The organism is Sphingosinicella sp. BN140058 (assembly GCF_004135585.1).
Classification (GTDB): Bacteria; Pseudomonadota; Alphaproteobacteria; order Sphingomonadales; family Sphingomonadaceae; genus Allosphingosinicella.
This window is the reverse complement of sequence record NZ_CP035501.1, coordinates 568,406-583,396: the sequence shown is the minus strand read 5'-3', so window position 1 is coordinate 583,396 and position 14,991 is coordinate 568,406. Positions and strand designations below refer to the sequence as shown.

The 14,991-nt window shown below is 64.1% G+C and carries 10 protein-coding genes; 4 read left to right on the top strand and 6 right to left on the bottom strand.

The genetic code is table 11. From position 1 onward, the window contains the following. The first annotated feature begins 50 nt into the window (after positions 1-50). On the top strand, positions 51-698 hold the full coding sequence (locus ETR14_RS02590; protein WP_129383220.1) for a hypothetical protein: 648 nt from the start codon (positions 51-53) through the stop codon (positions 696-698). A gap of 106 nt (positions 699-804) precedes the next feature. Here the strand turns inward: ETR14_RS02590 and ETR14_RS02585 are convergent, their stop codons facing one another. The 5 genes from ETR14_RS02585 to ETR14_RS02565 form a co-directional block, all read right to left on the bottom strand. Beyond that, the gene (locus ETR14_RS02585; protein ID WP_129383219.1) at positions 805-4,029 is read right to left on the bottom strand and encodes a TonB-dependent receptor domain-containing protein; all 3,225 of its coding nucleotides are present in this window, start codon (positions 4,027-4,029) and stop codon (positions 805-807) included. Positions 4,030-4,441: 412 nt separating this feature from the next. Further along, on the bottom strand, positions 4,442-5,602 hold the full coding sequence (locus ETR14_RS02580) for an aspartyl/asparaginyl beta-hydroxylase domain-containing protein (protein WP_129383218.1): 1,161 nt from the start codon (positions 5,600-5,602) through the stop codon (positions 4,442-4,444). Between the two features lie 192 nt (positions 5,603-5,794). Continuing rightward, positions 5,795-9,160, bottom strand: a complete 3,366-nt coding sequence (locus ETR14_RS02575; RefSeq protein WP_129383217.1) for a TonB-dependent receptor domain-containing protein — start codon at positions 9,158-9,160, stop codon at positions 5,795-5,797. 360 nt (positions 9,161-9,520) lie between these two features. Continuing rightward, positions 9,521-10,696, bottom strand: a complete 1,176-nt coding sequence (locus ETR14_RS02570) for an acetyl-CoA C-acetyltransferase (RefSeq protein WP_129383216.1) — start codon at positions 10,694-10,696, stop codon at positions 9,521-9,523. Between the two features lie 58 nt (positions 10,697-10,754). Further along, entirely contained in the window at positions 10,755-11,738 is a 984-nt protein-coding gene (locus ETR14_RS02565) for an alpha/beta fold hydrolase (protein WP_206185948.1), read from the bottom strand. Positions 11,739-11,829: 91 nt separating this feature from the next. Here ETR14_RS02565 and phaR point away from each other — a divergent pair, with 91 nt between their 5' ends. Beyond that, positions 11,830-12,384: a polyhydroxyalkanoate synthesis repressor PhaR gene (gene phaR / locus ETR14_RS02560; RefSeq protein WP_129383214.1), complete on the top strand. Its 555-nt coding sequence runs from the start codon at positions 11,830-11,832 to the stop codon at positions 12,382-12,384. A gap of 68 nt (positions 12,385-12,452) precedes the next feature. Next, the gene (locus ETR14_RS02555) at positions 12,453-13,766 is read left to right on the top strand and encodes an amidohydrolase family protein (RefSeq protein ID WP_129383213.1); all 1,314 of its coding nucleotides are present in this window, start codon (positions 12,453-12,455) and stop codon (positions 13,764-13,766) included. Here the strand turns inward: ETR14_RS02555 and ETR14_RS02550 are convergent, their stop codons facing one another. Continuing rightward, complete coding sequence (locus tag ETR14_RS02550) at positions 13,767-14,588, bottom strand: class I SAM-dependent methyltransferase (RefSeq protein WP_371416806.1); 822 nt, start codon at positions 14,586-14,588, stop codon at positions 13,767-13,769. A gap of 104 nt (positions 14,589-14,692) precedes the next feature. Here ETR14_RS02550 and ETR14_RS02545 point away from each other — a divergent pair, with 104 nt between their 5' ends. Continuing rightward, the gene (locus tag ETR14_RS02545; protein WP_129383212.1) at positions 14,693-14,905 is read left to right on the top strand and encodes a hypothetical protein; all 213 of its coding nucleotides are present in this window, start codon (positions 14,693-14,695) and stop codon (positions 14,903-14,905) included. The last annotated feature ends 86 nt before the right edge of the window (positions 14,906-14,991 follow it).

Below are 14,991 nucleotides of genomic sequence, written 5' to 3'. Positions count from 1 at the left end.
GGAAAGGGGTGCGGCTTGCGCTTTTGAGGGCACTTTTCTACCCGAAGCCGATGAAGGTGATCGGCAACTACCAAGAGCAGGGCTATGCCCATCTTCAGGGCCTCGTTGCGCCCGAGATCACGCAGGCCTTCCTGCAGTCGCTCAAGGCCGACATCGGGCCCGACGCCATTCCGCTGAGCCGGGTGCGCGAGCATCCGAATTTGCTGACCCGGCCGGCCTTCGAAATCTACGGCCATCATTACAAGCCGATGCTGGCGTTCCTGTGGGGCCTGACGCCGATCGTCAGCCAGCTCGTCGGCAAGGAATTGCTGCCAACCTACGATTATCTGCGCATCTATCGGGAGGGCGATCTGTGCCGGGTCCATTCGGATCGCTATTCCTGCGAGCACAGCCTGTCACTGACGCTCGATTATAGCGACGGCGCGACCTGGGATCTGCAGGTCGAGACGGCGGCGACCGATCCTTCGGCGCGCGTGGAAGAGGATTTCGGCGCCCAATCATTCGCCTCGATCGGCATGGGGATCGGCGATGCCGTCCTCTATCGCGGCGTCCACCACCGGCACGGCCGGATCAAGCCCAATCCGAATGCCTGGTCGGCGCACCTCTTCCTGCACTGGGTCGATCGCGACGGGCCCTATCGTGAGCATGCCTTCGATGGGCAGATCAGCCCCACGAAGGTGAACTTCCGCTTCGCCTGATTGCGCAGAGCGGCGCGCCTCTCGCCAGTTCGATATCGTTCACCGCACAAAAAAAGGGCCGGAGCATAAGCTCCGGCCCGATCTCGCAGGTGGTCGTTCGTTCGTCTTAGAACTTCGCGACCACACCGCCATAGAAGAAGCGCCCACGAAGATCGTAGATGCTGCTCCCGCCACCGATGCCGGTGAGCCCAAGCGGGGGCTTGCGGTTGAACGCGTTGTCGACGCCCACGTAGAAGTTGAACTTGTCGGTGGCGTCGATGCCGAGACGGAAATCGTGGTAGAAGACCTTCGGGTAGAAGTCGCGGTCGGCATAATCCGCATTTTCCGGATCACGGCCCTGCACCGAGAAGATGTCTTCCGCGAAGTTGATCACCTGCTTGCCGATGAAGTTCAGGCGATAGCCGAACGTGTAGGCACCGACCTTGAGGTCCGCACGGAAGTTGAACGCATCCTTCGGATCGCCCAGCTCGTAGAGGATCTGATCGGCAACGCTCGGGTCGACCGGGTTGAGGAAGTCATCGCGCTGCAGCACGTGCGTGTAGGTGAGGCGCGTGCTCAGCTGACCGAAATCGAACGTGTGCCGGTAGGCGATTTCGGTGTCGATCCCGCGGGCCTTGAGGCTCGCGAAGTTGAGCGAAGACTGCAGCAGGGTTCCCTCGAGGATCTGGAACGGGATCTCGCCGTTGGGGCCGCCGCTGGCACCGGCGCGCTGGAACAGGTCGCAATAGGGATTGTCGAGTGAAGCCTGGTCATAGCACTGGTCGGCGATGTCCTGCGCCGTCAGGGACGAGATCACGTTGTCGACCTTGATGTTGTAATAGTCGACCGAGATCGAGAGCCCGGGAATGAAGCTGGGCTGGAACACGCCGCCCAACGTCCAGGACTTCGAGGTCTCCTCGCGAAGATCCGGATTGCCGCCGCTGACGATTTCCAGCGAGCCGTTGTAGACGAAGTCGTAACCGGCGGGGCGTCCAGCCGCCGTGCAGTTGGCCGCACGGGTAGCAGAGCCGGTGCCGATGTTCCGCTCGGAGCAAGGATCGACGAAGCCCGGTGCGAAGTTCTGCCCCTGCGCCGAGTAGAGCTCGACCAGGTTGGGAGCGCGCACCGCGCGCGAGTAGTTGCCGCGCAGGTGGAGATCGCGGATCGGCGACCAGTCGACACCTACATTGTAGGCGAAGACGGTTCCGGTCGCGTTGTTATAGTCGGCGACGCGGCCGGCGGCGCTGACGGTCAGTTCCTTGAAGAACGGGGTGTCCTTCAGGATCGGAACGCGAAGTTCGCCGAAGGCTTCCTTCACTTCGAAGGCCGGCGGATTGAACGTCGGCAGAGCGTTGTAGAAGGTGTAGCCCTGTTCAACCAGCGGATCGGCGCGGAACGAGTTGGTCTCGCGCCGGTATTCCGCGCCAAGCGCGAAGCCGATCGGCCCACCCGGAAGCTCGAACAGCTGGCTGAGATCGCCCGAGAGGAAGGCGTTGCCGACGAACTGGGTGATCTTGCCCACGGAGGTGGTGTTCTGCAGCAGGTAATCACGCTGCGCCTGCGTGAACTGACCGCCGAAGAGGTTGAGCGGGGTGCAGGCGGCCACGTCGCCGGCGAGCAGCGAGCTGCCATCGACATAGGGGATCGCTGCGGCGGGATTGAACTGCGAGCGGCAGCGTATCTGTCCGTTCGACGGATCGATCGCGGCATCGGCGGCGAGCAGGAAGCGCTGGACGTTCAGGTTGCCCTGAACTTCGGTCTTCTCCTTGAACTGGCCGTAATTGGCCGAGACTTCATACTGCCAGTCGTCGTTGAACGTGCCGCGAACGCCAACGACTCCACGCCAGGTCTCGCGAACCGCTTCCTCTGCGCGAACGCCGAGGCCAAGCAGGTTTTCACGCAGGTTGAAGCGGAACGTACCGGCGGTAACCGCCGCGCGCTGTGCCGCAAGCTGCTCCGCCGCCGTCGTGATCGAGCCGTCGTCGTTTTCGATATCCTCGAAAGCCGCACCGGTGTTGACGTTGACGGCCGAGCGCAGGAAGTTCTCGGTGAGGACACCGCGGGCCTGCGCGCTGAGATAGGGATTGTCGAGACGGACGCGCTCACGCGAGCTGCCGAGGGTGGTTCCGGTGATGAAGGCCGGACCGCTGCTTCCCGAGCCATAGGTTTCGGTGCGGGAATACTTGCCTTCGAAGAACGGCTCGAACGCGTCGGAGACGGTGAAGTGTCCGATGACGTTGATGTTGTAGCGATCGAGCTTGGGCGCGAGCTGGAACTGCTCGCCGCCACGGAAATTCTCGCCGCTGCCGCCGATGAAACTGCCGTTCGGACCGATGCCGACGCGCGTGCCGGTGACGGGAACGAGCTGTCCGTCGGTGGTGAACTGGTACGGGCAGTTGAAGAAGCTGCCGTTCGCGGCACGGCCGCAGTTGAACGCGGAATTGGCGTCACGGCCGAACTGGACGAGGCCCGTATTGTTCAGGGTCGCCGAGCGGATGTCGCGGAAGAACACGCGGTCCGGATTGCCGTCGCTGCCGATCGGATCGGTGTCGACGACGAGGAAGCCGTCCTGACGCGCGATGTTCGGGCGGCCGGAACCGAAATACTGGTTCTGGTGTGCATATTCCGCGTTGATCGCGATGTTGCCGCGATCCCCAGCGAAGTTCTTGCCGAGCAGGACGCTGCCGAAATAGGAGCCGGCATCGCCATAGGAGCTGACGCCGCCCTGACCGCGAACCTGGGCACCTTCGAAATTCTGCTTCAGGACGAAGTTGACGACGCCAGCAATGGCATCGGAACCGTAGATCGCCGAGTTGCCGCCGGTGACGACATCGACACGTTCGATCAGATCGGTCGGGATGGTGTTGATGTCGGTCGAAACAGCGTTGTTCAGGATGTCGCCGGCAACGTGACGGCGGCCGTTGACCAGCACCAGCGAGCGCTGCGTGCCGAGGCCGCGAAGATCGACCAGGTTGAGGCCGGCGGTACCGAGGAAGCGGGTCGAGTTCGACTGGCTGAACGTGGACCGGAGCGCCGGAAGATCGTTGAGGACGTCACCGACCGAAACGTTGCCGGTCTCGAAGAACTCCTCGCCGCCGATCGAGGTGATCGGAACGGTCGACTCGAGATTGGGTCGACGGATACGCGACCCGGTAATCGTGATCACCTGGTCGGTGCTGGCGTTGTCGACAGCGGTGTCCGACTCGATCTCGGCTTCGCTCTGCGCGCCGCTCGCGGTCTCATCGTCTTCCGGAGCGGTCTGCGCCAGAGCCGGCGTGAAGGCCGCGATCGAAGCGGCCACGAACACGGCAGAGCGAATCGCGCTCGTGCCCAGAAGTCCGGTCTTTCTCATCCCTAAGATATCCCTTTGCATCTGACCGCATTTCACCGCGGCCTCTGGGGCGTGCAGAGACCAATAAGCAAAGGCTATCAAGGGGTCAGGCGGAAAGCGGTGCGGAAATGCGACTGATGTAACCGAATTGCAACACAACGGGATGGACCGCGGGGAGGGTCAACGTGCCTGCCTGTCCCCGCAGCGCTCGGACTACGCGACATGGGTATGCAGGCTTGGTTGCCGGCGCCGGCTTCGCAGGCTGTGGGCTGCGCACACCGCGGTTGCGGCGCGTTGCCAGAAATTGCCGGAAGGGTGGTTGGAAACTCCGAGATGGTCCTGGGTGCGGTCGCTGAATGATTTCCCGATCAAGCGGTGCGACGGGGTCCGCCAAAGGAGCGCAGCTGCAAAGTTCCCGGCTTGGATAGCGCCGTCAACCAGCGGGGGAGACCGCCGTGAACAACGCGGTCACTTCATGTCTCTCCCGTTCCGTCAGTTCCGGCCGCCAGATATCGAAGATCAGCACGATCCGGTCATCCTTGCCGTCGTTCCAGGCTTCGTGCTCGATCGTGTCGTCGAAGATGAAAAGCTTGCCGATTTCCCATTCCCGCACCTCGTTGCCGACCCGGAAGCCGCAAGCGGGCGGCACGATCAGCGGCAGGTGACAGACCAAGCGTGTGTTGAACATGCCGGTATGCGGCACGATGCGGCTGCCCGGACGCAAGAGGGAGAACATGACGCTGGGCGAGTTCGTCATGTGGGGCAAGGGCGCCGCTTGCACGGCGTTCCAGGTCTCCGGACAGCGAGCGATGATCTCGTCCGCACGCCTGCCGTTCTCGATCAGAAACAGGGCGCTCCAATTCGGGCTGTCGAGCAGAGGATTGTCGTCACGCCGGGGTCGGTTCGGGTCAGACTGTATATAGGGCCGGAAATCTCTGGTGCCGGTGACTTCCACTAGCTGTGTCAGCTCTTGCCGGATCGCATCTGTGCGCGCCTCGACGTCGGCGACCCAGTCGAAGGCCGCCCGGTCATAGAACTGGATTTGAGGAAGCCCCGGGAAGTAGAAGGCCGTGGGTTCCTGCACATAGATCCGCTTGCGACCCGAAAGAATGTCGAGCGCCTGCTGAAATCTGGGGCTGCGATTTGCCGGAGTGAGGCCCAACTGGGTGAGGGACGCTTCTCTTCGGGCCTCGATGCCGGCTTTCAAGCCTTGGATCGCCGTCTCCACACGCCGCAGTTCGGCAGCGAGATCCGCCGGAAGCGACTGCCCCTCGGCGATCAGCCGCGCGCCCTCATAGAAGCCCAGTGCAGCCGCATCGTCGCCTGCAATCGCCCGGCAATCGGCTTTCAGAATATGTGCGCGCACCATTCGGGGCTCGAGCGCGAGTAGCCGGTCCACAGCGGCTTCGGTTCCCGCCGCATCGCCTTCACTGCGACATGCGGTTGCCAGGAGCAGCCATATCTGTGCGTTCGCGCGTCCGGTGTCGGTTACCCTTTCGAACAGCGAACGCGCCACCGATGCGCGGCCGTTCTGAAGCGCCTGCACGCCCTCCCGGATCAGACGTTCCGCTTGTTCATTGCTGAGCTGCTGCATCGGAAAGCCTCAAGATGGAGATCGTCGCGCCGGCCTGCTCTGTCGGCGCCGCGATCATAACAAAGGTGTGCCACGTGCAAAGGGTCGGCAGCTCGGATGGTCGCTGCGGCCTTCGGGGACGCGCGTCTCGCTGCGACAAAAAAAGGGGCCGGGAACGACGTTCCCAGCCCCATCCTCTGTTTGCTCGTGATCTTAGAAGCGGGCGCGGACGCCAGCGTAGAACGTTCGCCCAAGCGCCTCAAAGATCGATGCGTTACCCGTGCCGCGATCACCACCGGCGCCTCCGGTGCCCGTGCCGGTCAGGCCGAGCGGCGGGAAGGTGTTCAGCAGATTGTCGATCCCGCCATAGAGCCGGAACTTGCTCTCCCCGCCATTTGCACCGGGGATGTCCCACTGCAGGCGGATATTATGGTAGAAGGTTTTCGGATACTTGATCGTGTCCGCGTAATCCGGGTTTTCAGCCGGTCGGCCCTGCAGTTCATTGAAGTCCTCATAGACACTCACGTATTGAGGCCCAATGTAGCGCATCTGATAGCCGAAGGTGAATTCATTGAAGGCAAGATCCGTATCCCAACGGAACTCGTCCTTCGGAGTCCCGAGCTCGCTGAGAACCCGGTTTTCGAAGTCCGGATTCTGAGGATCCTGGAAATTGCTGTTCTTGAGATTGTGGACGTAGATGAGGTTGGTGCTCAAGCGAGCCTTGTCGCCCAGACGCGTGCGATAAGACACATCGAAGTCGATGCCGCGACGGACGCGGCTTGCGAAGTTGAGCGGGACCTGGCGGAGGCTGTTGCCCAAGATCTGACCCGGTATTTCGCCGGACGGACCTGGGTTCGCACCGCGGTAGCGCTCGAACAGGTCGCAGAACGCGTTTTCGAGCGTCGGCGAGTCATAGCAATTGTTGGCAATCGCCTGAGCGCCGAGTGCAACGATCACATTCTTGACCTTGATGTCGAAGTAGTCCGCGCTGAAGGAAAGGCCCGGGATCATGCGCGGCTGAATGACGACACCGACCGTGTACGAGTCCGATTTCTCTTCGGCGAGATCCGGATTGCTTCCGCTCAGCACAGGCAGTGACGGCGCACCGAGCGAGGAGATGCTGGCCAGAAGGTCAGCCCCCAAGTCCGACAGGCAATTCGCAGCCCGCGTTGCGGAGCCCGTCGCGATCTGGGATCCCGAACAAGGGTCAGCGAAGCCCGGCGCGAAATTTGGAACAACAGGGAACGCCGTTTCCGACTGATTGGGGGCGCGAACCGACCGGCCATAATTGGCCCTGAAACGGACGTCGCGGATCGGCGCCCACTCGATGCCCGCATTGTAGGCATAGACGGTCCCGATAGTGTTGTAGTCGGACACGCGACCCGCTGCGGTGACGGTCAATTCCTCGAAGAAGGGAACATCCTTGAGGATCGGGAGCTGGATCTCGGCGAAAGCTTCCTTGACCTTCGTCGCCGCGGGCGTCGCCGTGCCGAGTACCACGGCGTTCGTTACGCCCTGCAGTGCAATCGGATCGTTGATATATTCGGCATCTTCCCGCCGGTATTCCCCGCCGAGCGCAAAGCGCACAGGCCCGCCTGGAAGCTCGAACGCCTGGCTGCTGTCGCCGGATACGAAGCCGGAGATCACAAGCTGGTCGATCTTCGCGCTATCATGGTTGGTGTAGACGAAATAGTTCGATGCCGCCTGGTTCTGGGCACCACCTGGTCCGAACGGATTGTAGGGAACGCACGCGGCGATGTCAGACGCAAGCCGTGCGGCAATGAAGGCGTTCTGCGCTGCCGTAAGGATTGCCGACTGGAAAGGCACACGGGCGGCCGGATCGAACTTCGCGCGGCACTGAATGCCTGCGCCCGGATTGGCCGGATCGATGCCCGCATCGAGTGAAAGCAGGAAGCGTTGCCGGTCAACGAAGCCGCGATTCGTGTTGTCTTGCTTGAAGACGCCGTAATTTGCGGAGACCTCGTAGCTCCAGTCATCGTTGAACGTGCCACGCAGTCCGACTACGCCGCGATATGTCTCGCGCTTGAACACCTCATCCCGGATGCCGATGTCGAGGAATTGCTTGCCGATCGGGAAACGATAGGTTCCGGCCATGATCTGCGCAATTTCCGCCGCAGAAAGGCGGGTTCCGCTCGCCGCAGTGGGCGGCGTCGTCACGGGAGGCGGCGCGGCGCAGGCAGACCCGGTTATCGTCGGATCGCAGCCGGACGTGATGAACGCGTTCGCCAAGAAGGCCCGGTCGGCAGGGTTGAGGAACGGGTTGTCGAGGCGGAAGCGCTCGCGCTGCGGGGTCGCGCTGCCCAATCCGTTTTCCGTGAAAGAGCCGCCTTGGGTAAATGTCGGGCTTGCGTTGTTGCCGATCGCGTCGGCGCGGGCATATTTCGCTTCAACGAAGAACTCGACGGCGTCGCTAAACTGGTAATGCCCGAGCAGGTTGACGTTATAGCGCTGGACCTCCGGGAGGATCGAAAGGAGCGTGTCCTCGCGACCAGTCTGTCCGTTCCCGCCGATGAATGACCCATTGAGGGTCGTGCCAACGCGCGTGCCGGTCTGCGGCATCAGTCGCCCTGCCGCATCAAAGATGTAGACGCAGTTGAACGGTGCGGCATTTGCTGCTCCGCTCGTGCCGCAGGGCGCGGCCCCGCCAATGGCCTGCGTTACCGGGACCAATCCATTCCGGTTGTTGGTCGCGCTGCGTACGTCGCGGAAAAAGATGCGGTCCGGATTCCCGTCGCTGGGCGTGGAATCTACATCGACGGTGATAAGCCCGTTCACCTGCCGATAGCGCGGAACCTGGGAGCCGAACACCCGCTCTTGGTTGGCATACTCGGCGTGGAGCGTCACGTTGCCGCGATTGTCGCCGAAGTTCTTGCCGACCATCGCAGAGACATACTGCTCTCCGCCATAGCCTTCTTCGGCAACAGCAGCATTGCCGCGGATCTGAGCGCCTTCAAAGTCGCGGCGAAGAACGAAGTTCACGACGCCGGCAATGGCGTCCGAGCCGTAAATCGCGGATTGCGCCCCGGTGACGATATCAACCCGTTCGATGAGATCGTTGGGGATGGTGTTGATGTCGACAGAGGCAGCATTGTTCGTGATGTCAGCGGCAACGTGACGTCTTCCGTTGACCAGGACGAGCGTGCGCTGCGGCCCCAACTGACGAAGATCCAGGAGATTGAGGCCGGCGATGCCGATCCCCAAACCTGGATTCTGTTGTGCGAAGGTGCTGGCGAGTTGGGGAAGCTCATTCAGCGCGTCGCCGATGTTGGTGTCGCCGGCCTGGATGAAGGACTCACCAGCGATCGACGTTACCGGAACGTTCGAATCCAGGTTCGGCCGGCGGATGCGCGAGCCGGTGACGGTGATCGTCTCTTCGCCCTGCGCGCCTGCGGAGGCATCCTGACCGGATTCGATCTCCTGCTCGCTCTGCAGCGTCGCGGGATCGTCGGTGTTGCCGGCGCCGTCCTGCGCAAGTGCGGGCGTAATCGAAGCTGCTACGAGCCCCGCGAAAGCGACCGAGCGAATTGCGCTCGTGCCGAGAAGTCCAATTTTCCTCATCCCTCAACCCCTGAATAGGTGCGCGCCGCTTAGTCTGCGGCTTCTGCGGCTCAAAGATACCAACGTGAGGGGCTGTTCAAGGCCTAGATGAACGGAAATTCAGAAAGCGGAGACAATGTCTCATACTTGCAACACTTGTCACATGTTGCTCGAAATATGGTATTGAAACGAAACCTATAAGGTTCGACGCTTTTGTGAACGATTTGAACGGGGAACGACCTTCTCTCGGCTCTCGTGTTTCGGGATGCCTTCAGAGTAGGCCGCACTTCTTCGGCCCGGGCACCACGCTGAGGAGCGGGCGCACGAGGTTGCTTGTGACGGCTCAAAGGGGAATGGGAATGAAGGGAAGCTGCGCCCGGATCAGTCGCGTTCGACGCAGAGGGCAATGCCCATGCCGCCGCCGATGCACAGGGTGGCGAGGCCCTTCTTGGCGTCGCGGCGCCCCATTTCATAGAGCAGGGTGGTCAGCACGCGGGCGCCCGAGGCGCCGATCGGGTGGCCGATGGCGATCGCCCCACCGTTGACGTTGACCTTGTCGGCATCCCAGCCGAGCTCCTTGCCGACCGCGAGCGCCTGCGCCGCGAAGGCTTCATTGGCTTCGATGAGGTCGAGATCGGCGATCGTCCAGCCCGCTTTCTCGAGCGCGCGCTGGGTCGCGGGAACCGGGCCGATGCCCATGATCGAAGGATCGACGCCGGCCGAGGCCCAGCTCGCGACCCGGCCGAGGATCGGTGCGCCGCGGCGCTCGGCTTCCTCACGGCTCATCAGCACCAGCGCCGCAGCGCCGTCGTTGAGACCCGAAGCATTGCCGGCGGTGACGGTGCCGTCCTTGCGGAAGGCCGGCCGAAGCCCGGCAAGGCCGGACTGCTCGACGCCGTCGCGGATATATTCGTCCTTGTCGACGACGCTCTCGCCCTTGCGGGTCTTGAGCGTCACCGGCACGATCTCGTCGGCAAAGCGGCCTTCCGCCCGCGCCGCGCTCGCCTTGTTCTGCGACGCGGTGGCGAAGGCGTCCTGATCCTCGCGCGTGACCTGATAGCGCTCGGCGAGATTCTCCGCGGTGATGCCCATATGATAGCCGTTGAAGGCGTCTGTTAGACCGTCCTTGATCATCGTGTCGACCAGTTCGAGGCCGCCCATCTTGGTGCCGGCGCGCAGCGCCTGGGCGTGGTTCGAAAGGCTCATGCTCTCCTGGCCGCCGGCGACGACGATGGTCGCATCGCCGGTCTGGATCGCCTGCGTCGCAAGGGCGACGGCGCGAAGCCCGGAGCCGCAGACCTGGTTGACGCCCCAAGCCGGGATCTCCTTCGGCACGCCGGCGGCCATCGACGCCTGACGCGCCGGATTCTGGCCCTGCGCGGCAGTCAGCACCTGGCCCAGGATGACCTCCGAGACGTCCTCGGGCGCGACACCGGCCTGCTCGAGCGCGGCGGCAACCGCGATTCGGCCGAGCTCGTGGGCCGGGGTGGTCGCGAACGCGCCGAGGAACGCGCCGACGGGGGTGCGCTTGGCAGCGGTGATGACGACATCGGTCATGAACGGATCTCCTGGCGGACGCGGGCGCGTCGAGTTCGGCCGTGCCCTAGCAGCTTGCTCAGACCCGGAAAAGCCAATCGCTCAAGGGGCGCCAAAGGCGCTCGCGGGCGCCGCCGCCGATCACCATGCCGACATGGCCCTTGTCGATCTCCAGTCGCTGGCCGGCGTCTGCGGCGCTCTCGGCGGGAACGATTCGATCGATCGTGGAGACGATGTTGAGCAGCGGCACCGACAGGTTCGTCGGATCGACGGGCCTGCCGCCGACCTTCCACGCGCCACGGCCCGGCAGATCGGCTGCGAACAGATCCTCGAACATTTCGCGCGCCGCGGCGCCGCCGAGGGGAGGGCCGTCATTGGCCCAGTCCTCCAGCAGGACGAAGCCGCGTGCCCCGTCGCTATCGGGCTCCAGACCCGCGAACCGCTCGAACTTGGCGACGGTGCGGGCCGGATCCAGGCTCCAGAAGGCGCTTTGCAGCAGCTCCATCGGGAAGAGCCCGAGCCGATCGGCGCTCGGCCGGCCCTGTTCCCACAATCGGGCGAGCAGCGCCCGTGCCTGCTCCGGATAGCTGGAAAAGCGCCACGGCACGGCGATCGTGGCGAGGCTTCGAACCGGCGCCACCGACGCCGCCGCGAGCGCCATGGTGCCGCCGAGGCAATAACCGACCAGGGCAGCGGGCTCTCCGATCGACTCGACGAGTGGAACCAGGATCTTCTCGACATGATCGGTCACCGAGAGATCCCGGCGCAGCGCCACATCCGCACCCCAATCGACCAGCAGCGGGCGATGCCCTGCCGCGACCAGCCAGCGCAAAAGGGAGCGCTCGGCGGCAAGATCGAGGATATTGGGCGGGTTGATCAGCGACGGTACGAACACCACCGGCCGTCCGTCGCCGCCGTAATCGCGCAGCGCTGCGCCGTGCGCTTCCGCAATTGCCGGCAGCGGCGGGAGCGGGGTGGCGCGGGGCGCTTCCTGATAGGCGCGGAGGCCGAGAAGCGCCTGGGCCAACCGGTTCGGCGATTGTGCGGTTTCGCTGCGCAACATGGCAAGGAACAGAGGGAGTGGACGCGGCTTCTGTTGCGGTGCAGAAAGCGTTGGTGCTAATGCACTTTGCAAAGGCTCGGGAGGACGGTTCATGGCAGCTGGGTCCGGCGACGATGTCGTCATCATCAAGAAATATGCAAACCGCCGCCTCTATGACACGGAAAGCTCCAGCTACATAACCCTGGAACGGCTGGCCGAGATGGTCCGGCAGAAACGGGAATTCAAAGTCGTCGACGCGAAGACGGCCGAGGATATCACCCACGCGGTGCTGACCCAGATCATCATGGACGAGGAAGCGCGCGGCAAGACGATGCTGCCGGTCAATTTCCTCCGCCAGCTGATCGGCATGTATGGCGGTCAGATGCAGTCTCTGGTGCCGGAATATCTGGAAGCCTCGCTGGAGGCGTTCCAGCGCAATCAGGAGCAGTTTCGCGACGCGCTCGCCGGTGCGTTCACCGGCGGTCCGTTCGCCGAGATGGCCCGTCGGAACATGGAGCTGTTCCAGAATGCGGCAGGCCGCGCAGCGCCCGCATCGGCAAAGACAGGCGCCGCCGAACCGGCTCCGCCCGCGCGCGAGAACGAGATCGACCGTCTGCGCAACGAGCTCGCCGCGCTCCAGGCGAAGGTCGACAAGCTCGGCAAGTAGAGGCCTGGCGGCGCCGAGGCGTCGGCCGGCAACGGTCGGCGCGGGGCCGGCGGCAAGGGGGGAATTCCATGCGACTCGCACTCGCCGGATTGCTGATCGCATCCGGCTCTTCCGCGCTTGCCGTCCAGCCGTCTGCCGTCACCCATTCCGAAGGACGATCGACCGTCATTCATGCCGGTCACCTGCTCGATCGGCCCGGCCGGGCCGTGCGCGGGCCGTCGACCATCATCGTTCGCGACGGGCGGATCAGCGAGATCATCGACGGATTGGCGCCGCCGCCCGTCGGCGCGCGGCTGATCGATCTCTCGGCGGCGTACGTGCTGCCGGGACTGATCGACACCCACGTCCACCTCGAAACGGATGCGGGCGGTGTCGCAGCTTTGGTCGAGGACGTCAGCGACAATGCACCCGCAAAGACGCTGCGTGCGCTCGCCAATGCCCGCAAGACGATCAAGGCCGGATTCACCACGGTGCGCAACCTGGGCGACGGCAGCGGCGCCACGCTGGCAATCCGCGACGCAGCGGCGCGCGGAGAATTGGTTTCCCCGCGCATCGTCGATGCCGGGCGCGCCATCTCCACCACCAGCGGCCACATGGATTCGACGCTCAGCCTGGCGGAGGATCTCCACGCCGGCATCATCCAGGACAATCTGTGCGACGGCGCCGATGCGTGCCGGCGTGCGGTGCGCCTGCAGGTGCGCCGCGGCGCCGACGTGATCAAGATCGCAACCACCGGCGGGGTCAATAGTCGCATCGGCGCCGGCCTCGGCGCACAGATGTTCGACGATGAAGCCAAAGCGATCGCCGACACCGCGCGGCTCTACGGCAAGAAGGTCGCCGTGCACGCCCATGGTGCGGACGGCATCAATCTGGCGCTCGCCGCCGGGGCGGCGTCGATCGAGCATGGCACGATGCTGGACGACGAGAGCGTTCGGCTGTTCAAGCGCAGCGGCGCCTATCTGGTGCCGACCCTGTCGACCGTGAACGGCTATCTCGAGCGGCTCGCCGCCGACCCCAACGCCTATTCGGCGGAGGTCATGCCGAAGATTCGCTGGCGGATCGGGATCACCGGGAAGAATGTCGAAAAGGCTTATCCGGCGGGGGTGAAGATCGCATTCGGAACCGATGCCGGAGTTTCCAGACACGGCAGCAACGCCGACGAGTTCGAATTGCTGGTCAAGCACGGCCTGCCGCCCGCGGAAGCGATCAAGGCGGCAACGGTCAATGCCGCCGACCTGCTCGATCTCTCCGCGGAGATCGGGACTCTGGAGCCCGGCAAGCGCGCGGATGTGATCGCCGTCGCCGGCGACCCGCTCCAGGACGTGACCGTGCTGAAGCGGGTCGCCTTCGTCATGAAGGACGGGATGGTGGTGAAGGACTGATCAGTCCGGCTTGACGAACTTCAGCGTCATGCGATCGCTTTCGCCGATCGCCGCAAAACGATCCCGGTCGACGTCGCCGCCGCGGAAGGTCGGGGGCAGGGACCAGACTCCGTTCGGGTGATCCTTGGTATCGCGGGGATTGGCGTTGATCTCCGATTCTGCGGCGAGCCGGAAACCTGCGGCTTCGGCGAGGCGGCGCACGGTCGAAACCTTTACGTAGCCCGACGAACGCTCGCGCGCCGCATCGGCGCTTTCGGGCAGCCGGTGATCGACGACACCCAGGACGCCGCCGGGCTTCAGCATCGCGAACGCCTGACGGAAAGCCTCCTCGCCGATCGGCGGCTCCGCCATCAGCCAGTTGTGGACATTGCGGAAGGTGAGGACGACGTCCGCGCTGCCCTCCGGCACACGTGCGTCCGATCCCTGCGCCGGGAAGGCGGCAAGACGGATCTGACCATAGGTCGCCGGATCCTTGGCGATCAGGCCGCGGACGCCGTTCAGCCCCCGCTCGGACGCCACCGCCCAATACGTCCCCCGTTCGCGCAGCAGGGGTGCGAGGATTTCGGTGTACCAGCCGCCGCCGGGCCAGATCTCGACGACGGTGTCGTCCGGCTCAACGCCGAAGAAGCTCAGCGTCTCGCGCGGGTGACGATATTGGTCGCGGGCGACGTTGGCGGGCGTGCGGGTCTCGGCGCCGATCGCGGCGGCGATCGAAGTGTCGGCATAGACGGAGGCGGCTGCAGCGCGCTCCGCCCCGGCCGTGGGGCCGCAGCCCGAGAGGAGGGTTCCTGCGACAATTGCGGCGAACATGGTCTGGCGGATCATCAACCTCTCCCTATCTCACGTCGGCAAGCTCATGACGGAAGGGTAACGGTGAGGCAAGCGCGCAGGAAGACAAGGGTCCATAGCAGAGCGACGGCGCGCACATGAGCGATCTCGATTTCACCGACCCCGGCACTTTCCTCTGGGCCGCGGCAGGCGTGCTGTTCGTCCTCGCCGCAACCGCGGCCGTCGCCGAGCACCGCCGCAATCGTCGGCGGCACCTGGATCGCGTCGGATGGGTTCCCTGGAACCTGATTCAGGTTTTGTCCTTCATGGCGTCGGTGGTCGCGCTCGCGCTGGCGATCAAGGCGGGCTGATCCGCCCTGGTTCGACTCCTGCCGGGTGGTCGGCTAGTCCGTCATCGGCCGGATCTGGGAGAGGCACGATTCGCGAGATTGCCCAA